The 22,668-nt window shown below is 76.6% G+C and carries 21 protein-coding genes and 2 pseudogenes; 16 read left to right on the forward strand and 7 right to left on the reverse strand.

Annotated elements, in window-relative coordinates; genetic code table 11:
• Positions 1–182: 182 nt before the first annotated feature.
• The 7 genes from KSE_RS02455 (at position 183) to KSE_RS02485 (ending at position 6,961) form a co-directional block, all read left to right on the forward strand.
• A complete protein-coding gene (locus KSE_RS02455; protein WP_014133679.1) occupies positions 183–1,022 on the forward strand; it encodes an STAS domain-containing protein in 840 nt (279 codons plus the stop codon).
• Positions 1,019–1,396 (forward strand): STAS domain-containing protein, encoded by a 378-nt coding sequence (locus tag KSE_RS02460; protein WP_014133680.1) that lies wholly within the window; start codon positions 1,019–1,021, stop codon positions 1,394–1,396. Before KSE_RS02455 ends, KSE_RS02460 begins: the two co-directional genes overlap by 4 nt.
• A complete protein-coding gene (locus KSE_RS02465; RefSeq protein ID WP_014133681.1) occupies positions 1,393–1,809 on the forward strand; it encodes an anti-sigma regulatory factor in 417 nt (138 codons plus the stop codon). The genes KSE_RS02460 and KSE_RS02465 overlap by 4 nt, the downstream gene beginning before the upstream one ends.
• On the forward strand, positions 1,797–3,050 hold the full coding sequence (locus tag KSE_RS02470; RefSeq protein WP_033259680.1) for an ATP-binding SpoIIE family protein phosphatase: 1,254 nt from the start codon (positions 1,797–1,799) through the stop codon (positions 3,048–3,050). The genes KSE_RS02465 and KSE_RS02470 overlap by 13 nt, the downstream gene beginning before the upstream one ends.
• A complete protein-coding gene (locus KSE_RS02475; protein WP_014133683.1) occupies positions 3,047–4,858 on the forward strand; it encodes a hybrid sensor histidine kinase/response regulator in 1,812 nt (603 codons plus the stop codon). Before KSE_RS02470 ends, KSE_RS02475 begins: the two co-directional genes overlap by 4 nt.
• Complete coding sequence (locus KSE_RS02480; RefSeq protein WP_407927466.1) at positions 4,852–6,492, forward strand: SpoIIE family protein phosphatase; 1,641 nt, start codon at positions 4,852–4,854, stop codon at positions 6,490–6,492. The genes KSE_RS02475 and KSE_RS02480 overlap by 7 nt, the downstream gene beginning before the upstream one ends.
• Before the next feature lie 112 nt (positions 6,493–6,604).
• Positions 6,605–6,961, forward strand: a complete 357-nt coding sequence (locus KSE_RS02485; RefSeq protein ID WP_014133685.1) for an anti-sigma factor antagonist — start codon at positions 6,605–6,607, stop codon at positions 6,959–6,961.
• Positions 6,962–6,967: 6 nt separating this feature from the next.
• Here the strand turns inward: KSE_RS02485 and KSE_RS02490 are convergent, their stop codons facing one another.
• The 3 genes from KSE_RS02490 to KSE_RS42650 are packed head-to-tail and all read right to left on the reverse strand — an operon-like array spanning position 6,968 to position 10,430.
• Positions 6,968–7,747: a phosphatase PAP2 family protein gene (locus KSE_RS02490; protein ID WP_014133686.1), complete on the reverse strand. Its 780-nt coding sequence runs from the start codon at positions 7,745–7,747 to the stop codon at positions 6,968–6,970.
• The gene (locus tag KSE_RS02495; RefSeq protein ID WP_014133687.1) at positions 7,744–8,754 is read right to left on the reverse strand and encodes a YihY/virulence factor BrkB family protein; all 1,011 of its coding nucleotides are present in this window, start codon (positions 8,752–8,754) and stop codon (positions 7,744–7,746) included. The genes KSE_RS02490 and KSE_RS02495 overlap by 4 nt, the downstream gene beginning before the upstream one ends.
• Positions 8,754–10,430: a phosphatase PAP2 family protein gene (locus KSE_RS42650; RefSeq protein WP_014133688.1), complete on the reverse strand. Its 1,677-nt coding sequence runs from the start codon at positions 10,428–10,430 to the stop codon at positions 8,754–8,756. Before KSE_RS42650 ends, KSE_RS02495 begins: the two co-directional genes overlap by 1 nt.
• Positions 10,431–10,546: 116 nt before the next feature.
• Between KSE_RS42650 and KSE_RS02505 the strand changes: the two genes are divergently transcribed.
• The 3 genes from KSE_RS02505 to KSE_RS02515 all read left to right on the forward strand — a co-directional run bounded on the left by KSE_RS02505 (position 10,547) and on the right by KSE_RS02515 (position 12,967).
• Positions 10,547–11,764: a phospholipase D-like domain-containing protein gene (locus KSE_RS02505; protein ID WP_014133689.1), complete on the forward strand. Its 1,218-nt coding sequence runs from the start codon at positions 10,547–10,549 to the stop codon at positions 11,762–11,764.
• A 72-nt stretch (positions 11,765–11,836) separates the two neighbouring features.
• Positions 11,837–12,106: a hypothetical protein gene (locus KSE_RS02510; protein ID WP_014133690.1), complete on the forward strand. Its 270-nt coding sequence runs from the start codon at positions 11,837–11,839 to the stop codon at positions 12,104–12,106.
• A gap of 39 nt (positions 12,107–12,145) precedes the next feature.
• Positions 12,146–12,967, forward strand: a complete 822-nt coding sequence (locus tag KSE_RS02515) for a DUF1206 domain-containing protein (protein WP_014133691.1) — start codon at positions 12,146–12,148, stop codon at positions 12,965–12,967.
• A 25-nt stretch (positions 12,968–12,992) separates the two neighbouring features.
• On the opposite strand, the gene KSE_RS02520 is transcribed toward KSE_RS02515, so the two are convergent.
• Together KSE_RS02520 and KSE_RS02525 are read right to left on the reverse strand one after the other, a co-directional pair.
• The gene (locus tag KSE_RS02520) at positions 12,993–14,540 is read right to left on the reverse strand and encodes a SulP family inorganic anion transporter (protein ID WP_014133692.1); all 1,548 of its coding nucleotides are present in this window, start codon (positions 14,538–14,540) and stop codon (positions 12,993–12,995) included.
• A gap of 226 nt (positions 14,541–14,766) precedes the next feature.
• The gene (locus KSE_RS02525; protein ID WP_014133693.1) at positions 14,767–15,129 is read right to left on the reverse strand and encodes a hypothetical protein; all 363 of its coding nucleotides are present in this window, start codon (positions 15,127–15,129) and stop codon (positions 14,767–14,769) included.
• 371 nt (positions 15,130–15,500) lie between these two features.
• On the opposite strand from KSE_RS02525, the gene KSE_RS02530 reads away from it, so the two are divergent.
• The 3 genes from KSE_RS02530 to KSE_RS02540 all read left to right on the forward strand — a co-directional run bounded on the left by KSE_RS02530 (position 15,501) and on the right by KSE_RS02540 (position 18,501).
• Positions 15,501–15,926 (forward strand): hypothetical protein, encoded by a 426-nt coding sequence (locus KSE_RS02530; RefSeq protein ID WP_148283048.1) that lies wholly within the window; start codon positions 15,501–15,503, stop codon positions 15,924–15,926.
• A 110-nt stretch (positions 15,927–16,036) separates the two neighbouring features.
• On the forward strand, positions 16,037–17,230 hold the full coding sequence (locus KSE_RS02535) for a PLP-dependent cysteine synthase family protein (RefSeq protein WP_014133695.1): 1,194 nt from the start codon (positions 16,037–16,039) through the stop codon (positions 17,228–17,230).
• On the forward strand, positions 17,227–18,501 hold the full coding sequence (locus KSE_RS02540; RefSeq protein WP_014133696.1) for an MFS transporter: 1,275 nt from the start codon (positions 17,227–17,229) through the stop codon (positions 18,499–18,501). The genes KSE_RS02535 and KSE_RS02540 overlap by 4 nt, the downstream gene beginning before the upstream one ends.
• A gap of 167 nt (positions 18,502–18,668) precedes the next feature.
• Here KSE_RS02540 and KSE_RS02545 read toward each other — a convergent pair.
• Positions 18,669–19,591: pseudogene (locus KSE_RS02545) on the reverse strand (DNA polymerase domain-containing protein).
• A 260-nt stretch (positions 19,592–19,851) separates the two neighbouring features.
• On the opposite strand from KSE_RS02545, the gene KSE_RS02550 reads away from it, so the two are divergent.
• From KSE_RS02550 to KSE_RS02560, 3 genes are all read left to right on the forward strand, one after another.
• Complete coding sequence (locus KSE_RS02550) at positions 19,852–20,106, forward strand: DUF6479 family protein (protein WP_014133699.1); 255 nt, start codon at positions 19,852–19,854, stop codon at positions 20,104–20,106.
• A 118-nt stretch (positions 20,107–20,224) separates the two neighbouring features.
• Complete coding sequence (locus KSE_RS02555; protein WP_014133700.1) at positions 20,225–20,695, forward strand: hypothetical protein; 471 nt, start codon at positions 20,225–20,227, stop codon at positions 20,693–20,695.
• A gap of 3 nt (positions 20,696–20,698) precedes the next feature.
• Positions 20,699–21,055: a hypothetical protein gene (locus KSE_RS02560; RefSeq protein WP_014133701.1), complete on the forward strand. Its 357-nt coding sequence runs from the start codon at positions 20,699–20,701 to the stop codon at positions 21,053–21,055.
• Between the two features lie 717 nt (positions 21,056–21,772).
• Here the strand turns inward: KSE_RS02560 and KSE_RS46185 are convergent.
• Positions 21,773–22,216, reverse strand: a pseudogene (locus KSE_RS46185) (hypothetical protein); the annotation flags it as partial.
• Positions 22,217–22,668: the final 452 nt, after the last annotated feature.

Raw genomic sequence — 22,668 nt, forward strand, 5'->3', positions numbered from 1 at the left:
GAACCAGGGCGCCGGGGCCGATCGGGCCCGGCCCGGAAAAAAAGATTCCGGTCGACGTGCATATGCCGCGGCGACCGGGGCAGACGGCGCGTGGCGACCCGGCCGACCGGCCGGGTGCCGCGCGCCGTCGTGCGACGGCCGAGGCCCCGACCACGGGGCCCGACCAGCGAGGAGAACGCCTGATGGCGGTGGAGCAAGCGTCCGAGCGGCTCGTGGAGCTGCTGACCCGGGACGACGCGGTGCAGGACCAGTGGGTGAACGCCGTGGCGGCGGCCCTCGGCGCGCGGATCAGCCGGGCCGAACTGGAGCGCGAGCTGTCGGACCTCTACCAGGCGCTGCTCCAGGCGCTGGACAAGGGCGGGCTGGACTGGCAGGGCGAGGCGTACTCGGAGGTGCGCGCCCTGCTGGTGGAGCTCTCCCGCAGCCGGGCCCGGTACGGTTTCACCCCCACCGAGACGGCCGTCAGCGTGTTCGCCTGCAAGGACGTGCTGGAGCCGACGTCGATCAGCACCCCCGAGGACATCACGGCGTACCTGCAGCTGACCCGGCTGCTGGACGCGCTGGGCCTGTTCACCATCGAGGCGTACGCCCGCACCCGGGAGGAGATCATCAGCGCGCAGGCCGAGCAGCTGCTCGAACTGTCCACGCCGGTGGTCAAGCTCTGGGAGGACGTGGTGGCGGTGCCGCTGGTCGGCACGCTGGACTCGGCCCGCACCCAGGTGGTGATGGAGAAGCTGCTGCAGAGCCTGGTGGACTCCGGCTCCGAGCACGCCATCATCGACATCACCGGTGTGCCCGCCGTGGACACCGAGGTCGCCCAGCACCTGCTGAAGACCGTGGTCGCGGCCCGGCTGATGGGCGCGGAGTGCACCATCTCGGGCATCCGCCCGCAGATCGCGCAGACCCTGGTCGCGCTCGGCGTGCAGTTCGGCGACATCGTCACCAAGGCCACCCTGGCCGACGCGCTGCGCCACGTGCTGCAGCTCAGCGGCGCGCAGGCGCCCGCGGGCGGTGCCCGGTGAGCGACCGCGTTCCGGTGCTGAAGATCGGCCAGGTGCTGCTGGTGTCCATCCAGGTCGACCTGGAGGACCAGGTCGTCCTGGACCTCCAGGACGACCTGGCCGAGCGGATCGTGGCCACCGGCGCGAACGGGGTGGTCATCGACATCACGGCGCTGGAGATCGTCGACTCCTTCGTCGGCCGGATGCTGGCCAACACGGCGGCGATCTCGCGGATGCTGGACGCCGAGACGGTGGTCGTCGGGATGCGGCCGGCGGTCGCCATCACCCTGGTCGAACTGGGCCTCTCGCTGGGCGGGGTGCGCACCGCGCTCACCCTGGAGAAGGGCCTGGCGCTGCTGGAGCGGGACCGTACCGCGCGTACGGGCCGGCCGTGACCGGCCCCCGGGTGGAGGACGAGCAGCGGGTGCCGATCGGGTCCAACGACGACGTGGTGCGGGCCCGGCAGACCGTCCGGACGTACGCCCAGCAGTGCGGGCTGTCGCTGGTCGACCAGACGAAGCTGGTCACCGCAGCCAGCGAGCTCGCCCGCAACACCCTGGTGTACGGCGGCGGCGGCCTGATGCGCTGCGCCACCGTGCGCAGCGGGGCGCGGGTGGGCGTGCACGCCGTGTTCGAGGACAGCGGGCCCGGCATCCCCGACCTGGACCTCGCCCTGACCGACGGCTGGACCTCCGGCGGCGGCCTGGGCCTGGGCCTGAGCGGGGCGCGCCGGCTGGTCGACGAGTTCGAGCTGCACAGCGAGCCGGGCGCCGGGACGAAGGTGTCGGTGACGAAGTGGGCCCGGTGACCCCCCCGGCGGCCCCCGCGGTCGCCCTCGGCGAGGACACCGTGTGGCTGCGCCACTCGGACTCGCTGCCCGCCGCCGCCCGCAACGCGGCCCGCCAGCTCGCGCACCGGATCGGCCTGCTGCCCGAGCGGGCCGCCGAGGTGGCGCTCGCCGTCAGCGAGGCCGCCACCAACCTGCGCCGGCACGCCGTGGACGGCGCGATGGTGCTGCGGGTGGTGCGCACCGACGCCGAGGCGGCGCTGGAGTTCCTCACCGTGGACAGCGGGCCGGGGATGGCGGACGTGCCCGCCGCGCTGGCCGACGGCTACTCCTCCGGTCCGACCCTGGGCATCGGCCTGGGCGCGGTCTCCCGGCTCGCCGACGCCTTCGACCTGCACTCGCTGCCGGGCCGGGGCACCGTGCTGGCCGCCCGGTTCTGGAACCGCACCCCGTCCGGACGGGCGGCCGCCGCCGCGGGCGAGCCGGTCGCGGCGGGCCTGACCCGCCCGATGAGCGGCCAGGAGCTGTGCGGCGACGCGTGGGCGGTGCGCCCGGCGGGCGGTCCGCCGCCACCGGCCGCCGACCGGCGCCCGGTGGCGGCGGCGCACCTGGACTGGGCGGTCCTGACCAACCGGGCGCCCAGGACCCACTCCCCCGCCGGCCCGCGCACCGAGGCCGCCCGCACCGAGGCCACCAGCACCGGGGCCGGCCCGGCCGGCGGCGACGGCCGCCGCGGCGGCGGTGGGGCGGGCGACGGGGCGTTCCTGCTGATGTTCTGCGACGGGCTGGGCCACGGCCCGCTGGCCGCCCGGGCCGCCGCGGAGGCCGTCGCCGCGTTCCACCGCACGTCCGCGCACCGGCCCGAGGAGGTGCTGGCCGAGCTGCACCGGGCGCTGCGCTCCGGCCGCGGCGGCGCGGTCGCCGTCGCGCTGGTCGAGCCGGCCGAGGCCCGGCTGGTGTTCTGCGGGGTCGGCAACGTCAGCGCGTTCGTGGTCGACCCGGTCGGCGGCACCCGGCGGGCGCTGCCGTCCTCCCCCGGCATCGTCGGCCACCAGCTGCCCACCGCGCACATCGTCCGGCAGCAGCTCGCGCCGGGCAGCGCGGTGGTGCTGCACTCGGACGGGCTGACCGACCGCTGGCGGGCCCCGGACGTACCCGGCCTGTTCTCCCACCTGCCCGTCACCGCCGCGGCGCTGCTGCTGCGCGAGGCGGGGGTGCGCCGGGACGACGCCGGCGTGCTGGTCGCGAAGGGGGCCTGGTGAACGCCCCGGAGTTCCCCGCGCCGACCGAGCAGGCCGTCCCTCCGGTGCACCTGGAGACGGTGCCGGTGGGCAACGAACGGGACACCTTCGGGCTGCGCCGCGGCGCCCGGGCCGTCGCCGACCTGCTCGGCGTGGACGGCCAGGACGCCGTCCGGCTGGCCACCGCACTGAGCGAGCTCGGCCGCGGGCTGCTCGGCGCGGACCGGCTGGCCGCCGCGTTCGACCTGGTGCCGGGGCCGCCGGCCGCGCTGCGGGTGACGCTGGCCTGGCGGGGCGGCCACCGGCTGCCCGCGGAGGCGCTGGAGGCGTCCGGCCGGCTGCTGCCCACCCACCACGAGTACGGCGGCGGCAGCGGCCTGGTCCGGGTCGAGCAGCGGATAGGGCCGGTGCCCGGGACGCTCCCGGACCTGGCCGGGCTGGCCCGCGACGTGCTGGCCGGGCACACCGGCCACACCGGGCCCAGCGCCCGGGAGGACTCCAGGTCGCAGACCAGGGACCTGATCGCCGCGCTGGAGCACACCCGGGCCCAGCGGGAGGAACTGCTGCGGCTGAACAGCGAGTTGGAGGAGACCAACCGGGGCGTCCTGGCGCTGTACTCGGAGCTGTCGGAGGAGCTGGAGGAGACCAACCGGGGCGTGGTCGCGCTGTACGCCGAGCTGGACGAGAAGTCCCGGCAGCTGCGCGACGCCAGCGAGGCCAAGAGCCGGTTCTGGGCGAACGTCAGCCACGAGCTGCGCACCCCGGTCAACGCGGTGGTGGGCCTGGCCGAGCTGCTGCGCACCGACGCCGACGCCCCGGCCGAGGAGCGGGCCCGGCAGCTGTCGCTGATCGCCGACTCCGGCCGCACCCTGCTGGCCCTGGTGGACGAGCTGCTGGACGTCGCGAAGGCGGAGTCCGGCACCCTGGAACCGCAGTGGGCGCCGCTGGACCTGCGCGCCGTGCTCTCCCACCTGGAGGGCACCCTGCGCGGCCTGGCCCGCCCCGGCGTCGCGCTGCGGATCGGCCCGGCGCCGGACGGGACGGAGGCGCTGCTGGGCGACGAGACGATGCTGGTGCGGGTGCTGCGCAACCTGCTGTCGAACGCGCTGAAGTTCACCGAGCACGGCTCGGTGCGGCTGGACGCCGTGGTCGAGCCGCACCCGGACGGCGCGCCGGACCTGGTGCTGACCGTCTCCGACACCGGCGTCGGCATCCCGGCCGACCAGCACGAGCGGGTCTTCGAGGAGTTCTACCAGGTGCGGGGCCCGCACCAGCGGGGCCGCCGCGGTACCGGCCTCGGCCTGCCGTACGCCCGCCGGCTGACCGAGATCCTCGGCGGGACGCTGCACCTGGACAGCGTGCCGGGCCGGGGCACCTCGATCACCGTCCGGCTGCCCGTGCACCCCGTGCCGCCGGCCGGGGCGCGGCTCGCGCTGCTGGTGGCGGTCGACGACGACCCGGTGTTCCGGGAGGTGCTGCGCCCGGTGCTGCACGGGATCGCCGACCGGGTGCTGGAGGTCCCGGACGGCGCGGGCGCGCTCGGCGCGATCCGCGCGGCCCGGCCGGACGGGGTGGTCCTGGACCTGCACCTCGGCCCGGTCGACGGCTACCAGGTGCTGGCCGGGCTGCGGGCCGACCCCGCGCTGCGGCAGCTGCCGGTGGTCGTCCTGACCTCGGCCTCGCTGTCCGCCGCCGAGCTCGGCCGGCTGTCGCACGCCCGCGCCGTGCTGCCCAAGTCCGCCCTGGACGGCGGCCGGATCGCCGCCGCCCTGTCCGCCCCGCGTCCCGCCGTGCCCCGGCGGCCGCTCCCGCCCGAGGACGGATCGTGACCCCCACCAGCCCCGACGCCGGACCGGCGACCGTCCTGGTGCTCGACGACAACGACACCACCCGGTACGTCGTGGGCAGTTGGCTGCGCCGCTCCGGGCACACCGTCGTCGAGGCGGTCGACGGCGCGCAGGCACTGGCGCTGCTGGAGCGCTCGCCCGCCACCGAGCTGCCCGAACTGGCCGTGGTGGACATCAGCCTGCCGGACATGACGGGCTTCGAGGTGTGCGAGCGGATCAAGGGCGCCCCGCGCACCGCGGCGCTGCCCGTCGTCCACATCTCCGCCACCGCGATCGAGGCCAGCGACCGCACCCAGGGCCTGCACCGCGGCGCGGACGCCTACCTGACCGAGCCGATAGACCCGGCGGAGCTCCAGGCCACCGTCACCGCGGTGCTGCGCTACACCCGGGCCCGCCGGCGCGCCGAACGGCTGGCCGCCCGGGTCGCCGCCCTGCACCGCAGCACGCTCGCGCTGTACGGGGCCACCGACCCGGACGCGCTGGCCGGCTCGGCCGCGCTGGGCGCGGTCCGGCTGGGCGCCGCCCGGGCCACCGCGATCGCCCTCGGCCCGGACCGCGACACCCTGCACCTCGCCCACCACGACCCGGGCCTCCCGGACGGCCCGGAGGTCCGCCTGTTCGAAGCCCCGCCGGTCCTGCTCGACCTGCTCGCCCACCACACCCTGGGCGACGCCACCGGCGCCGGCACCGCCCTGCTGGACGCCGAGGCGTGGAGCGCCGTGCTGGCCGACCACGGGCTGGCCGGCACCGGGCTGCCGACCGGGCCGGTCGCCGTGGTGACGGCCCGCACCAAACCCGGTCGGCCCCCGCTGGCGGTGGTCGTCGACGGGGACGCGCTCGCCGCCCCGGACGAACGCGACCTGCTCCCCCAGCTCACCCAGGCCGCCGCGCTCGCCCTGGAGGCGCAGCGCAGCCAGGCCGAGGAGCACGCCCTCGCCCTCACCCTGCAGCGCAGCTTCCTGCCCGGCCGGCTGCCCGCCGTCCCCGGCGTCGAGCTCGCCGTGCGGTACGAGCCGGCCTCGGCCCGCAGTGAGATCGGCGGGGACTTCTACGAGGCCATCGACACCCCGGACGGGCTGCTGCTGGCGATCGGCGACGTGGCCGGCCACTCGCTGGAGGCCGCGATGGCGATGGGCGAGCTGCGGCACGCGCTGCGCGCCTACGCGATCGAGGGCCACGACCCGCAGACCCTGCTGCACCGGCTGGACACCCTGCTCACCCGGCTGCGCCCCGGCCTGACCGCGACGGTCTGCCTGGTGCTGATCGCCCCGGACCGGCGCAGCGTCCGGATCGCCAACGCCGGGCACCTGCCGCCGCTGCTCCGGCTCCCGGACGGCTCCGCCCGCTACCTGAGCGAGCACGGCATCCTGCTCGGCCTGAACGTGCCGCAGCCGCCGACCACCGAGTACCCGGTACCGCCCGGCAGCACCCTGCTGCTGGTCACCGACGGTCTGATCGAGGTGCCCGGCGAACACCTCCAGACCGGACTGGACACCCTGCGGGACGCCTTCGCCGACGCCCCGCCGGAGCTGGACCGGGCGGGCGACCTGCTGCTGTCCGCGTTCGCCCGGGCGCAGACCGACGACATCGCGCTGCTGATCGCCCGCCTGGACTGACCCGCCCCCGACCCGGCCCGCGTCGGCCCGCACCGCACCGCACCGCACCGCCCCGCCCCGCGCCGATCCGCGCCGACCGCCGAGCCCGCCCCCCGCACCGTACGGAGCTCCCGTGCCCGAGTACGACCTGACCATCGACGTCCGCCGCCATCCCGTGGGGGCGACCGTCGTCGTGCTCGCGGGCGAGCTGGACTACCACACCGCGCCGCGCCTGCACCGCGCCGTGGAGCGGACCGCCGAGGCGCTGCCGCTGGTGCTGGACCTCACGCTGCTGAGGTTCTGCGACTCCCTCGGCGTCGCCGAGCTGATCTTCGCGTTCCGCCGCACCAGGGCCGCCGGCACCTCGCTCGCCCTGGTCGGCACCACCCCCGACGTCGGGCGGCTGCTCGCGATGACCGGCCTGGACCGGCTGCTGCCCCGGCACGAGAGCGTCGACGCCGCCCTCGGCGCGCTGCGCCCGGACGGCTGACCCCGCCTACCCCTCCGGGCGGGCCGGTCCGCCCGGGGCCAGCTCGGGCTCCAGGCCGTCCGCGAACGGCGGCGGGACGGGACGCCCGGTGTCGCGCCGCCAGCCCTCGAACGCCCGCGCGGTGGCGGCCACCAGGGCGAGACCCAGCAGCCAGCCGCCCAGCACGTCGCTGACCCAGTGCACGCCCAGCGCGACCCGGGTGAACCCGACGCCCAGCACGCTCAGCCCGGCCACCGTCCGGGCCGCCAGGCGCCACGCCGGCCGCAGCGCCGGGGAGGCCGCCAGCAGCAGCACCGCGGCGCAGGTCGCCGCCGTCATCGCGTGCCCGGACGGGAAGGAGAACCCGGGAGCGTGCGCGACCGGGTCGGGCAGCGCGGGCCGGGCCCGGGCGACGGCCGCCTTCACCGCCCAGCCGAGCAGCCCGGAGGCGGTCACCGTGGCGGCCGCCCACACCGCCAGCCGCCAGGCCCGCCGCCACAGCAGCCAGGCGACGGCCGCCGCGACCAGCAGCCGCATCGTCGTCGGGTCCCAGACCCGGTCGCTGAGGACGCGCAGCACCGCCAGCACGGCCGGGTGCTCGCGCACCACCGCGTGCAGCCGCCGGGCGGCCCCGGCGTCGAGCCGGTGCAGCGGCGCCCAGTTGGCCTCGACCAGCACCAGCAGCAGCGCGGCCGGCACCGCGGCCACCGCGAACGCGGCGACGGCGGCGAGCAGGCGCTCGCCCAGGCGCAGGTCGGCGGCGCGCGGGTCGGCGGCACGCGGACGGGTGAGGTGGCGGCGGGTCATCGGTCCTCCTCCCCCGGCTCGGAGCCCTGCTCGGACTCGTGCTCGGAGCCCTGCTCGGAGCCTTGCTCGGACGGGGCCAGCGGATCGGGCCGGATCGGACCGGGCCGGGCCGTCCGGACGGCCTCCAGCTGGGCCGCGAAGGACAGGCCGAGGAACAGCGCGATCGCGGTCAGGTAGGCCCACACCAGCAGCGAGAACACGGCGCTGAGCGGGCCGTACACGGCGTCGAACGAACCGCTCAGGCGGAGGTAGAGGCTCAGCAGCCAGGTCGCCGCCAGCCACAGCACCAGGTAGAGGCCGGCGCCGAACGCCAGCCAGCTGTAGCCGGGTTGGCGGCGGCGCGGGGCCCGCCGGAAGATCACGGCCGCCGAGGTCAGGGTGAGCAGCACGCCGACCGGCCAGCGGAGCAGGGTCCAGGCCGTGGCGGTGCGCGGGCCCAGCCCGAACACCTCGTCGGCGGCCGCGGCGAGCTGCGGCCCGGCGACCAGCACCAGGAAGCCGGCCCCGAGCGGCAGTCCGGCGCCCGCCGCCATCAGCAGGCTGCGCCCGTACTTGCGGTCGAACGGCCGGTCCCGTTCGATGCCGTAGATGCGGTTGGCCCCGCGTTCGATCTGGGACATCGCGGTGACCAGGTTCGCGAGCGCGAACAGGGCGCCGAACCAGAGCGCGAAGGTGCCGCCGGTGTGCTCCCGGCCCCGGTCGAGCACCTCCCGCACCAGGTCGGAGCTGGGTTCCGGCACCATCCGCTCGATCACGGCCGCGACCAGCCTCCCGACCGGGCCGCCGTGCAGCGAGCCGGCCAGGCCGACCACCGCGATCGTGAACGGCACCAGTGCCAGCACCACCTGGAACGCCAGCGCGCGGGCGTGGCTGAACCCGTCGGCGTACCGGAACCTGACGAAGGCGTCCCGGGCCAGTGCCCACCACTCCCGCCGCCGCAGGGTGCCCACCGCCTCGTCGGCGGACAGGTGCTCGGACCCGGGCCTGACCCGGCTCGCGGTCCCCATCAGGCCGCCTCCGTCCGGGCCGTCCGCGCACCGGCGGCGGGTTCCGTCCCGGCCGTCCGCGCACCGGCAGCCGGTTCCGGCCCGGCGGGGCCGGGGACGCGGACCAGCAGGGCCGCCGGGCGGGCGGTGAGGACCAGGGTCCGGCCCGGGCCGACCGGGTCGCCGTCGCACTCGCGGGGGCGGGGGCGGGTGGCGGTCAGTTCGATGCGGTGGCCGCGGTGGTGCTCCAACGGGGCGTCCGGGCCCGCCGGGGGTTTGCCGGTGAGGAGCGAGAGCAGTGTCCGCCACCAGCCGAGGAACCCGTGCGGCCCGATCAGGACCAGGTCGAGCACCCCGTCGTCGGGCCTGGCGGCGGGCAGCAGCCGCACCCCGCCCTGGAGGCGGCCGACGTTGCCGACGACGGCCGTCCGCACCCGGCGGCGCAGCGGCGGGGCGTCGTCCACCCGGACGGTCACGGCGAAGCGCCGGTCGGCGAGGTGGCGGACGGCGGCCAGCAGGTACGCGGGCCAGCCGAGGCGGCGTTTGAGGGCGGGGGCGGTGTCGGCCATCACGGCGGCGTCCAGCCCCATCCCGGCCATCGTGGCGGCGGCCCGGGCGGGCAGGCCGTCGCCTTCGGCGCGGATCAGGTCGATCCGGCGGGTGCGGCCGTCCAGGGCGGCGGCGAGCGCGGCCACCGGTTCGACGGGCAGGCCGAGGTTGCGGGCCAGCAGGTTGCCGGTGCCGCAGGGGACGACCGCGAGGGTGGCGCCGGTGCCGGCCAGGGCCTCGGCGCAGGCGGTGACGGTGCCGTCGCCGCCGCAGGCGGCGACCAGCCGGGCGCCGTCGGCGAGGGCGCGTTCGGCGGCGGCCCGGCCGCAGTCGTCCGGGTCGCCGGGGAGGCGGCTGGGGGGCCGGTGGCCGTGGGCGACGAGGACGGCGGAGAGCCGTTCAAGCAGGGCGTCGTCGACGGCGAGCGGGTTGTAGACCAGCGCGGTCGGCGGCGCGTCGGCGCGGGCTGGCGCGTCGGTCCTGGCCGGGTGGCGGGCGGGGGTGCGGGGTGCGCGCGGGGGCAGCGCGCGCCAGACCACCCAGAGGGCGGCGGCGCCGTTCAGCGCGCCGGCCAGCACGTCGCTGGGGTGGTGCATGCCCCGGTACAGCCGGCTGGCCGCGACCAGCACCGGCACCGTCCAGGCCAGTGCGCACAGCGGCACCCGCCACCGTCCGCGCGGCGCGCGCAGCGCGAGCAGGCCCAGGCCGCCGTACAGGGCGGTGGCCGCCCCGACGTGGCCGGAGGGGAAGCTGGAGGTGGGCAGCGCGCCGTCCAGCCGGAGGACGTCCGGGCGGGCCCGGCCCACCAGGTGGGCGGCCGTCACGAACAGCGTCGCCTGCAGGGCCACCGCGCCGGCGAGCAGCGCGGCGGGGCGCGGGCGGCGCCGGAGCAGCAGCAGGGCGGCGGCGGCCGCGGTGACGGCCACGATCGCCGGGGTGAACGCGAGCCCCGACAGCCAGGAGCTGAGGGTGGTCAGCGCCGGGGTGCGGTGCTCGGCCAGCCGGCGGACCAGCGTCTCCTCGCGCGGGTCCCACCACCCGCCCGGCGGGTGGGTGACCAGCACGCCCATCGCGAACAGCAGCAGCCCCTGGACGGTCGCCGCGGCCAGCGCGCCGAGCAGCGGCGCCCGTCTCTTCGTCCTCGTCATGGCAGCCGTCTCCCCCGGTCGGCGGTTTTCATCCCGGCGTGATCGGCAGGCGTCGATTCCGGCCCAGCGGGTAGCCGAGCGGCCGCCACGGCCGCCCGTTCCGATCGGAGGAACCCATGACCACCACGGAGACCGCCCCCGTACCCGCCCCCGTACCCGCCCCCGACCCGCTGCCGGCCGACCGCGGCCGGGCGCTGCGCCGCCGGCTGGAGGGGCTGCTGGGCATCGCCGCCACCGAGGGGAACCTGCTGACGCCGCTGCGCAACGGCGACGAGATCTTCCCCGCCATGCTGGAGGCGGTCGACGGGGCGCGGCGGACCGTCGACCTGATGACGTTCGTCTACTGGCGCGGCGACATCGCCCGGCTCTTCGCCCAGGCGCTGGCCCGCAAGGCCGCGGAGGGCCTGCGGGTGCGGCTGCTGCTGGACGGGTTCGGCTGCCGGCTGATCGAGCCGGACCTGCTGGAGCTGATGGAGTCGGCGGGGGTGCGGATCTGCTGGTTCCGCCGGCCGGTACGGCTGTCGCCGTTCAAGCAGAACCACCGCTGCCACCGCAAGGTGCTGGTGGTGGACGGCCGGACGGCGTTCACCGGCGGGGTGGGGATCGCGGAGGAGTGGTGCGGCGACGCCCGGAACCCGGGCGAGTGGCGCGACACCCACGTCCGGGTGGTCGGCCCGGCGGTGGACGGCATCGCGGCCGCCTTCGCGCAGAACTGGGCCGAGTGCGCCCCCGGCGCGCTGTACGACGCGGCGGACCGGTTCGAGGAGCACGAGCAGCCCGGCGACTCGGTGGTCCAGGTGGTGCGGGGCTCGGCCGCCGTCGGCTGGCAGGACCTGCAGACCCTGATGCGGGTGGTGATCTCCTCCGCCGAGCGGCGGTTGCGGCTGGCCACGGCCTACTTCGCGCCCGACGACTACTTCGTGGACCTGCTGTGCGCGGCCGGCCGGCGCGGCGTGGCCGTCGACCTGCTGGTGCCGGGCGAGCACACCGACAAGCGGGTCTGCCAGCTCGCGGGCGAGCGCCACTTCGGGCGGCTGGCCGAGGCCGGGGTCCGGGTGTGGCGGTACGGGCCGACGATGATGCACGCCAAGGTGCTGACCGTCGACGGGACGGCCGCCCTGGTCGGCTCGGCCAACTTCAACCGCCGTTCGCTGGACCACGACGAGGAGGTGGTGCTGGCCGTGGTCGACCCGGAGTTCACCGCCGTGCTGGACCGGCACTTCGACGAGGACCTGGCGCGCAGCGAGGCCGTCGTACCGGCCCGCTGGAGCCGCCGCGGCCTCGGCCTGCGCGCCCTGGAGGCGGCCACCGCCCCGATCCGGCACTTCCTCTGATCTTCGCCTTTTAGTCGAACTCCGTTGGGCGGCAGGGGGTTTGGGAAAACCGGATGCGGCAAGGCGGAGCCCATGAGACGGACAACCTCGGTCATATCGGTGGTGGCGCACGCGATCGCCGCCATCCTGGTCATCTGGATCCTGCTGGACCTCTTCGAGGCCAACCCGGACAACTCGCTGGTGCACTGGTTCCACACCGCCGCCGACTGGCTGGCCGGCTGGTCCCGGGGCCTGTTCACGGTCTCCAACCGGACGGCGCAGATCCTGCTCGACTACGGCCTCCCGGCCGTCGTGTACGTCGTCGTCGGCAACCTGGTCACCCGTGGCCGCGCCCTCGACTGAGGCGGGGCGCGGGCAGCGGCGGAGAGGGAGGAACAGGTCGTGACGGCAACGGGAACGGCGACGGGAACGGGCCCGGGCGGCGGGACGTCGGCCCGGGCGGTGCGGGCCGCGGGGCGGTCCGGGTTCGTGGCCCGGGGCGTGGTGTACGCCCTGGTCGGGGTGCTGGCGCTGCGGATCGCGTTCGGCACGGGCGGGGAGGACGCCGACCGGCAGGGTGCGCTGCACCAGGTCGCGCTGCGGCCGTTCGGCGCGGTGCTGCTGTGGGTGCTGGCCGCCGGTTTCCTCGGGATGGCGCTCTGGCGGGCCTGGACGGCGGTGTTCGGCGAAGCCGGGGAGCGGAAGACCGGTTCGCGGGTGCTGTCGGCCGGCCGGGCGGTGTTCTACGCCTCGGTCGCCTGGGGAACGGCCGCGTACGCGGCCGGGTCGGGCGGCGGCTCCGACAGCGACGCCGCCTCCCGGGACTGGACCGCCACCGTGCTGGGCTGGCCCGGCGGCCGCTGGCTGGTCGGCGCGGCCGGGCTGGCCCTGGCGGGCGTCGGCGTGGCGATCGGCGTCCGGGCGCTCCAGCGGCGCTTCCTGCGCAAGCTGGACACCTCCGGGATGCGGCCGCGGACCCGTACCGCGGTGACCGGCACGGGCGTGTCCGGCAACCTGGCGCGCGGCGTCCTCTACGCCGCCGCCGGGGCGTTCGCCGCGGTCGCGGCCGTCCGCTTCGACCCCGGCCGGGCCAAGGGCATGGACGACACCCTGCGCGCGCTCGCGACCAGCCCGGCGGGCCCCTGGCTGCTGGCCGTGGTGGCCGCCGGGCTGGTGCTGTACGGCGTGTTCTCCTTCCTCTCGGCGCGCTGGCGCCGGTTCTGACCCCTGGTGGGGTGCGGGGCGCCGGTCAGGTGACGCTGAGCGGCGGCTCCCAGCTGACGGTGGTGGGGTCGTGGGCGGAGTGGCGGGCGGCCCAGGTGTGCAGGGCGGTGTGGCAGGCGTGGTCGAGGTGGCGCAGGCCGGTCCAGTCGAGTTCGACGGCGCGGCCGGCCGGGAGGGCTTCGAGGGTGTCCAGCAGCCTGGGCAGCCGGAGGAAGGTGGCGTTGCCGCTGAGGCTGATCCGCAGCGGGCCGCCGGGGCCGGTGTCGGTGAGGTCGATGTGCAGCTGGGAGGTCTGCCAGGCGCTCTTGGCGACGGCGAGCGCGACGCCGACCAGCACGCCCTCGAAGAGGGTGGTGAAGACGATCGCGGCGGTGGTGACGGCCATCACGGCGAGTTCGCCGCGGTGGCCGCGCCACAGCGTGACGGTCGGGGCGACGGGGATGAGTTTCGCCCCGGCGTGCACCAGGACGCCGCCGAGCACGGCCAGCGGGATCAGCCCGAGGACGGCGGGCAGCAGGGCCGCGAACAGCAGCAGCCACAGCCCGTGCAGGACGCGCGCGGTCTTGCTGCGGGCCCCGGCCTGGACGTTGGCGGCGCTGCGGACGATGACGGCGGTCAGCGGGAGCGCGCCGAGCAGGCCGCTGAGGGTGTTGCCGATGCCCTGGGCGGTGAGTTCGCGGTCGTAGTCGGTGCGCGGGCCGTGGTGCATCCGGTCGACGGCGGCCGCGCTGAACAGGCTCTCCGCGGAGGCGATCAGCGCGAACGCGAGGACGGTGCCGAGTCCGGCGAGGCCGGTGACGGCGGCCAGGCCGTCCCGGGTGGGCAGCGCGACGGCGTCCAGCAGGCCGTCGACCCTCACCCGGGGCACGTCCAGCCCGAAGACGGCGGTGGCCGCGGCGGCCAGCGCGACGGCGGCCAGCGGCGCGGGCACGGCGCGCACCGGGCCGGGCAGCTTCTTCCAGAGCGTCAGCAGGACGACGGTCGCGGCGCCCATCAGCAGCGCGGTGGTCGCGGCCCGGCCGGTGAACCAGTCGCCGAGCAGCCCCGGCAGCCCGGCGATCTTCCCGCCACCGCTGCCGGGCGCGGTCCGCCCGGAGACGGCGTACAGCTGGCCGAGGATCAGGATCAGGCCGATGCCCGCCAGCATGCCGTGCACGACGGACAGCGAGATCGCCCGGAACCAGCGGCCGGTCCGCAGCAGGCCCATCGCGACCTGGAGCAGCCCGGCGGCCAGCACCAGCACCCCGAGCGACTCCAGCCCGAAGCGCTGCACGGCGTCGAACACCAGGACGGTCAGGCCCGCCGCCGGTCCGCTGACCTGGAGGCTGCTGCCGGGCAGCAGGCCGACCACCAGGCCGCCGACGATCCCGGTGACCAGACCGCGCTCGGCGGGCACCCCGGAGGCGACCGCGACGCCCACGCACAGCGGGACGGCCACCAGGAACACCACCAGCGACGCGGGCAGGTCGTGCCGCCAGTGGACGAACGCCCGGCGCAGCAGGGCGGCGCCGGCGCCGTTCACCCCGTTCGTTCCGGGGGTCCCGCTCTTCTCGCTCCTCTTCTCGGTGTTCACAGCGACCGGTCCTCCCGGCTCGAAAGGCCCGACGGGGCAGGGGTGTGGCAGGGCAAGGGTGAGCGCATCGGTGTCTTCTCCTTCTCCGCCCGTCCGGCGTCGAGGGCCGGACGGGGGCCGCGGTCAGGGCAGCGGAGCGAGCCGACCCGCCGTCAGGGCAGGCGGAACCGGCCGGGGGGCGGAACGCCCCTCGACTCGTCTCGTCACGGTCGGCTCGCGGACCCGCTCAGCAGCGGAAGACCTGGATGCGCGCCAGCGCGGCCGGTCTGGACCCGCCGGCGGCCGGGACCGGCCCGGCGGGCAGCGGTGCGCGCGGGACGCCGGTCGCGGCGTCCTCGTCGGGCCGGGCCCCGGTACGGGCGGGCGGGCCGCCGTTGGCCCGGTGCCGTCCGGCCGCCCGGCCGGTCGGGACCTGCGCCTCGTGCTGGTGCCCGCACTCGACGTGCTCCTCCGCGACGGAGGCGGCCGGCGGCCTGGGCATCCGGGCCTGGGCCGGCGGGCCGGCGGTCAGCACGGCGAGCACGGCGGCGAGCGCGACGGCCAGCAGCACGGCGAACCGCCCGCCCCACGCCGCCCCGCGCCCGGTCATCCCCGTCTCCCCCGGTCCCCGCCCGGCCCGATCGCCGTGCCGTTTCAGCTTACGTGCGCGAGGGCGTCGCAGGAGCGGCTTGCCGGATTCATGATTTGACGAACAACACCGATCCGCAAGGAACTTGACGCTTCGTCAGTTCGTTCGGTCCTCGCACGCCGGAACCCCGCCGGACGGGCGGCGGGTACCCCGTCCGGGTGGCGCCGCGCCCGGGGCGACCCGCGCCCGGGGACGCCCCGTTCGATTCCCCCGCCCCGCCGGGCGTCCAGCCGGGACGGCCCCACCGACCCCTCGGCCGGCCCGTCGTCCGGCCCGGATTCGCACGGCGCCTGACGCACACCTCACGTGTCCGGTCGGGTACGTTCGGCGACATGACGGGACGGTGCGGTGCGCGGAGCGAGCGGAGGCTCGGGTACGTGCTGGCCGTCCTGCTCGCCGCGCTGCTGCACGCCCTGGTCTGCGCGCACGGCCCGCTCACCGGCGGCGCGACCGCCGCCGACACCCTCCCGGCCGCCGCCGCGCACTGCGCACCGACGGCGGTCGAGGACGGCACCGGCCGGCACACCGGCCACCGGGCCGCCTGCGCGGACACCGACCAGCCGGTGACGGACCGCTGGCAGGCGTCCCCGCTCACCGCGCCCGCCGAACTCGACGGCGCCGCCGCCCTCCCCGCGTCCGCCGCCCGGCCGCCGTCCGGCGCGCCCCGGCGCTCCCCGGCGGCGGGGGCGGACAGCGGCGCGGGCGCGGGCGCGGGGGGCGGTCGGGGCCGAGCCGCGCTCGGCACCTGGCGGACCTGACCGGTCCGGACCGGCTCCGCCGCGTCCCGACCGACCGTCCGTCACCCGCCGTCCAGCAACGGCCCGCCGCCGTGTCCTCGTTCCGGTGCGGGCCGCAGGAGACCCCTGTCATGCCGCAGCACACCCTTCCCGGCCCCCACCCCGCCGATCCCCCGGCCCCGTCGGCGGCCCCCGACGCCCGTTACGCCCGTTCCGCCCGTACGCCCGCCGGGCTGGTCGGTGACACGCCGGTGCTCTGGGTGGGCGAGCCGTTCACCGCGCCAGGACGGGGGTTCTGGGCCAAGTTGGAGGGGCGGAACCCGGGCGGGATCAAGGACCGGCCCGCCCTGCACATGGTGCGGGCCGCCCGGGAGCGGGGTGAACTGCGGGCGGGGGCGCGGATCGTGGAGTCGACCTCGGGGACGCTGGGGCTCGGGCTGGCGCTCGCGGGGGTGGTGTACGGGCATCCGGTGACGGTGGTGACCGATCCGGGGATCGAGCCGCTGGTGACGGGGCTGCTGGCGGCGCACGGCGCCGAGACCGTCGTGGTGGACGCGCCGCACCCGGTCGGCGGCTGGCAGCAGGCGCGGCGCGCGAAGGTCCGCGAACTGCTGGCCGCGCACCCGGGCGCGTGGTGCCCGGACCAGTACAACAACCCGGACAACGTCGCCGCGTACCGGCCGCTGGCCCTCGAACTGGTCGCCCAACTGGGCCGGATCGACACGCTGGTGGTGAGTGTCGGCACCGGCGGCCACTCGGCGGGGATCGCCGGGGTGCTGCGCGGCCGCTTCCCGGAGCTGCGGGTGGTCGGGGTCGACACCACCGGCTCGACGATCTTCGGGCAGCCGGCGCTGCCCCGGCTGATGCGCGGCCTGGGGAGCAGCATCCATCCGCGCAACGTCGCGTACGGGCTGTTCGACGAGGTGCACTGGGTGGCCGCGCCGGAGGCGGTCTGGGCGGCCCGCGCGCTGGCCGTCTCCCGCTACGCCAGCGGGGGGTGGAGCGTCGGCGCGGTCGCCCTGGTGGCCCGCTGGCTGGCCGCGACCGGCTCGCCGGAGGACCGGATCGCGGCGGTCTTCCCGGACGGCCCGCAGCGCTACGTCGGCACCGTCTTCGACGACCCGTGGTGCCAGGCGCACGGCCTGCTGGGCCACCGCCCGCCCGAGCGGCCCGACGAGATCGCCCACCCCGGCGAGCGCGTCGTGACCCGCTGGACGCGCTGCCGCACCGTCCTCGACCCGCTCGCCCGCCGTCCCCTGACCGAGACCGAGACCGAGGCTGGTTCCGGGGCCGGGGCCGGGGCCGAGACCGAGGCTGCCCGATGAGGGCGCTGTGGCGGCAGACCCGCTCGTTCGGCCCGACCGCCCGGCTGCTGATGGCCAACCAGTTCGCCATCAACCTGGCGTTCTACATGCTGATGCCCTACCTGGCCGCGCACCTGGCCGGCGACCTCGGCCTGGCGGCCTGGACGGTCGGGCTGGTGCTGGGCGTGCGCAACCTCTCGCAGCAGGGCATGTTCCTGGTCGGCGGCACGCTGGCGGACCGTTTCGGCTACCGCGCGCCGATCATCGCGGGCTGCCTGCTGCGCACGGCGGGCTTCGCGCTGCTTGGCTGGGTCGACTCGCTGCCCGCGCTGCTCGCCGCGTCGGCGGCGACCGGCTTCGCGGGGGCGCTGTTCAACCCGGCGGTGCGGGCCTACCTGGCGGCGGAGGCGGGCGAGCGGCGGGTGGACGCGTTCGCCGCGTTCCACGTGTACTACCAGGCGGGCATGCTGCTCGGCCCGCTGGTCGGACTCGCCCTGCTGGCGGCCGACTTCACCGCCGTGTGCACCGCCGCGGCGGCGGTCTTCGCCGCGCTCACCGCCCTGCAGTGGCGGGCTCTGCCGCCGCGCCGGGAGCGGCCGGAGCCGGCGCGGGCGGGGGTGCTCGGGCAGTGGCGGACGGTGGTGGCGAACCGGCCGTTCCTGCTCTTCTCCGGTGCGATGATCGGCTCGTACGTGCTGACCTTCCAGGTCTACCTGGCCCTCCCGCTCGCCGCCGGCCTCGCCCTCGACCGGAACGGCGGGAACGGCGGGGCGGGCGCGGCGGCCACCAGCGGCCTGTTCACCGTCTCGGCGGCCGTCGCGGTGACCGGGCAACTGCGGCTGACCGCCTGGGCGAAGCGGGTCTGGACGCCGTCCGGGGCGCTGGTGCGCGGGCTGGCCGCGATGGGGGCGGCGTTCCTGCCGCTGCTGGCGTTCCCGTGGGCGGGGACGGCGGCCCGGCTGGCGGCGCTCGGCCTCGCGGTGGCGGTGCTGGCGGCGGCGGGCGCGGTGGTCTACCCGTTCGAGATGGACACCGTGGTGGCGCTCTCCGGCGGCCGCCTGGTCGCCACCCACTACGGCCTGTACAACACCGTCTCCGGCCTCGGCATCACCGCCGGCAACCTGGCCGTCGGCGCCCTGTGGGACTACGGCGCCCGGCACGACGCCCTGCTGCTGCCCTGGCTGGCCCTCGGCGCGACCGGCCTGGCGGGCGCCGCCGCCGTCCACCGCCTGTCCCGCGCGGGCCTGCTCCGCCCGTCCCCCGCGCCGGAGCCCGCCCTGACCGGCGCCTGACCGGCTGCGCCGCTACGGACCGCTACGGCTCGTCCGGCGCCACCCCGGCGGGGTCCGGCATCGCCCGGAGGAAGTCCGGGACGTCCGCGAGGCCGTCCGGCCGCCGCTCGTACGCGGCGGTCCTGCGCGCGCGGTCGGCGGTCAGCGCGTCGAGCCGGGGCCGGAGTTCAGCCCAGCCGTTCCAGCCGTTCCAGCCGCCGCCGGGCCGGGCCCAGCGAGCGGGCGCGGCGGGCTGGCTGCCAGGGGTCCGGGGCGGCGAGGCGTTCCGGGAGGGTGGCGATGGTCCAGCGGCGGGCGGTGAGGGCGGGGTCGTCCAGTTCGTCCCAGGCCAGCGGGGTGGCGACCGGGGCGCCGGGGAGGGCGCGGACGGCGTAGGGGGTGACGGCGTTCTGGCCGTAGGCGTTGCGCTGGACGTCGAGGTAGAGCCGGCCGCGGCGGGCCGCCTTGCGGGCCTCGGTGGTGAGCAGGGCGGGGTGGCGGCGGGCGAGCACGGCGGCGGCGTCCCGGGCGAAGGCCCGGACCTCGTCGAAGTCCGCGCGGCGGTCGAGCCGGACGAGGACGTGCAGGCCGCGCGAACCGGTGGTCATCAGGTCGGCGGGGAGGCCGAGTTCGTCGAGCAGTCCGCGGGTCGCGGCGGCGGCCCGGCGGACCGGTTCGAAGTCGTCGCCGGCCGGGTCGAGGTCGATCACCAGCAGGTCGGGGTGGTCGGGCCGGTCGGCCCGGGCGAGCCAGCGGTGCGGGGTGACGCAGGCTTGGCCGGCGAGGTAGAGCAGGGTGGCCAGGTCGTCGCAGACGGGGTAGGCGACGGTGCCGCCCGCCTTGGGCAGTTCGCTGCGGCGGATCCACTCCGGGAAGTACCGGGGGTGTCCTTCTGCACCAGCCGGGGTCCGTCGATGCCGTCGGGGTAGCGCTCCAGCATCAGCGGGCGGCCGCGCAGCCGCGGCAGGATCCGCCGGGCGACCCGGCGGTAGTGCGCGGCGAGGTCGGCCTTGGTGAGGGCGCCGGTGCCGCCGTCCGCCGGGAACAGCACCTTGTCGGCGCGCTCGATCCGGACGGTGCGGCCGCCGGCCCGCAGGTCGGTGCCGGTCATGACGTGTCCCGCTCCTTCCTCGCCCCGCCCCTCCGGTGTGCGCGACGGCGCCTACCCGGCCGGGCCGCCGCCGACACCCGGCGCCCCGCGCCCGTCGGTGCACAGGTGGACAGCGGGAGGGCCGAGTGGGCCGGGGCCGGGGCCGCCGGGAACAACTCGCCCATATCTGCCCGTACCGGGTATCCCTCGCGGACCGCTGGGTAGGCGCCGGGCGTCGCGGACCCGCGCGGGCGGGTCCGCCGGAGCGGAAGGAGCAGGCCATGACGGTCGACGCGGTGGTGCTGGCGGCGGAGTCGAGCGGTCCGCCCCTCTTGGTGGTGATCGTTCCGGCGCTGATCGTCGCCGTCCTGCTGATCGGGGCGTTCGTCTGGGGCAGCCGCCGGTGGAACCGGCGCCGGCCGCCGGCCGGGCCGGGTCCCGCCGCGGGGCGGGCCGACTCCTGGCGCACGCCGGACGACCGGGAACCGGAGCGGGGCACCCGCCCGCACGGCGCGGACGACCCGTCCGAGCGCTGACGGGCCGTGGCCGTACGGCGCCCTGATCGATTTCGGCGGCCCGCCGTTGCGGGGCCGGATTGTCGGGCATACGTGCGACGTGTCCGGAGGCTCTGGACGGTCGAGGAGGCGGTCAGCGGTGCTGGTGCTGTGTCTGGGAGTCATGGCGGGCTACCTGCTCGGCGGGCTGGTGACGGCCCGGGCGGTCTTCCGGCAGGAGCGGGAGCGCTTCCTGCGGGCGGGCGGCGCGCGCACTGCCACCGATGCCGCCGACGGGGGGCTGGTGCGCAGGTTCGAGCGGCAGGAGCGGCAGCAGACCGAGGCGTTCGCGCTGTGCGCGGGCGCGCTGTGGCCGGTGGCGCTGCCCCTGCTGGCGCTGCACGGCCTGTTCGGGGCGGTGGCCCTGGACCGCGGCCGGACCGGCGTCGCGGCGCGGCCCGACCCGGCGGCGGTGGCGGCCCGCATCGACGAGCTCGAACGCGAGCTCCGGCTGGACGCCCCCGCCTTCCCCCTCCCCAGCCCTGCACCGCCGTCCGGCGGATTCAGGCGGACGGAACGGACGGAACAGCCTGCCGGGGCGGCCCGCGCCCGGCCCCGGGGATCGGACTGAGCGATGTCCGAGCACGAGAGCACGGCTCCCCCGCTGAACCTCGGCGAGCAGCTGCTGGAGCAGTTCCTGACCGCCGGCCGCACCCTCGACCCGCGGGACGCGCCGCGCTTCGCCGAGCAGTACGCCCGGGCCCTGGGCCTCGGTTCGGCGGCCGTGTACCTGGCGGTTCTACGTCGACCGATCCGGTATCGGGAGCATAGCGACTCAGAGCAAGGCTCGCGAAGCGATTCGGAGGATCACCAGGACCGCGCCGACGGCCCACCCATCATGCCTTCCACCTGCGCAAACGGGCTCCTGAACGGCTGCTGCCGCCGCAACGGCCCACTAGCCCGGCACCATGCCGACGGCTTCGCCGCGTGACCGGCAGCGAGCAGCCGCAGGAGCTTCGATTCCTCGATGCGGGCAAGTGGAGCACGGTGTGCTCAGACCGATGCTGACCTTTGCTGACCTCACCTGACAGTCCGCCAGTCCGGATTCGCGAGCTGGGGCGGTACCGACGGCGGCCAGTGCGACGGTCGGGGCGGGGGACGGCCTGGAGCCCTGCGGGGGCAGGAGACGAGCGGGATCGAGCATCGCACCAAAGATGCCGAAGACACCCTCGACCACACCCAGGGCGTTCGGACACTGCTCGCCGAGGTCGATTCTCGACGGCCCGCTGCCTTTCCCAGGAGACTGCCGCGCGCCGCCACCGACAGCGGGGCCGCCGGGCCCGCCGGGGGGGCGGTCAGGTGGTCGGGGGGCGGTGTCGGCCGGGGAGAGGTGGCTCTCCTCCTCCTGCAGGGTGTGCAGCCCCAGGACGGCGTACAGGCCGTACATCGTCAGGCGTGGTTCGGCGAGTCCGGCCGGGTCGGCCGCGTCCTGGGCGAGCAGGCGGCCGGTCAGGGCCTGGATCTCGGCGTGCGGGCAGCTCATCGGACCGGTCGGGTCGACGCCGCCAATGGCGGTGGCGAGGGCCCGGCAGAGGGCGAGTGCGCCGGCGCCGTGGGTGACCGCCTCGTCGAGGCGGCCCATCCGGGCGCACACCGAGGTGAGGTTGCCGAGGGTGTTGGCCTCACCGGAGCGGTCGCCGGAGCGGCGCTACATGGCGAGGACGCCGTGCAGGGCGGTGACGGACTCGTCGGTGAAGCCGTTGCGGGCGCCGTCGCCGATGGTCCGCACCGCGAGGACCTCGGCGAGCCGCAGGGTGGCGCCGGCGTCGTGGCACGACTCGACGGCTCGGTCGATGTGCTCAGGGACTTCGGCGTACCTGCCGACCTGCCAGAGCGCGCCGCCGAGCATGTAGCGGGCGGCCGCCTCGGACGCGGGCGGGCTGGCCTGCCGGGCGGCTTCCGCGACGGTCAGAGCGGGGGTGACGGCTTCGGGCCAGCCGTAGGCGCGTTCGAGCAGCAGGTCGAGGCCAAGCAGGACATCGGCGACCTGTCCGACGAGGGCGGGCGGGAGTTCGGCGCTCTGGCCGAGGACGCCAAGGACGAAGTCCCGTTCCCAGGCGAACGAGGCCTTCGGGGTGCGTACTTGGGTGTCGAGGTCGACGTGGACGAGGCCGAAGCGCTGGCTGTAGCCCTCGGCTCATCGAACAGGCTGTCATTCTACGGACCGCAACCGATGTCACACCACCGTTCGACCCCGGTGACAACCCAACGCTGTTCTGCCCGAACGATCCCCACACGCGGGGAGGACATCGACACCGCCGAGGCTGCCTTGAAAAAGTACAGCTGACCCCCGCGAGCGCTGGGAGGACACCGCCACCGGGTACCGGCCCTTAGCCGGCGCCGACCGTGACGGGCGAGTACCGGTTCGGCAGTGTCTGCCGCATGACCACCGGCTCCAAACAACTGCGCACGGAACTCAGCTGGGGCCCGGGATGACGTTCGTCACCGGGATCGCCGAACTCACGATGACAGCGCAACACGCCTGACGGCTCACCGGGCTCCGCACCAACTCGAGGAGAGCAGATGAGCTTCGGCAGGCGGCCT

Origin of the sequence: Kitasatospora setae KM-6054, from assembly GCF_000269985.1 — a bacterium.
GTDB lineage: Bacteria > Actinomycetota > Actinomycetes > Streptomycetales > Streptomycetaceae > Kitasatospora > Kitasatospora setae.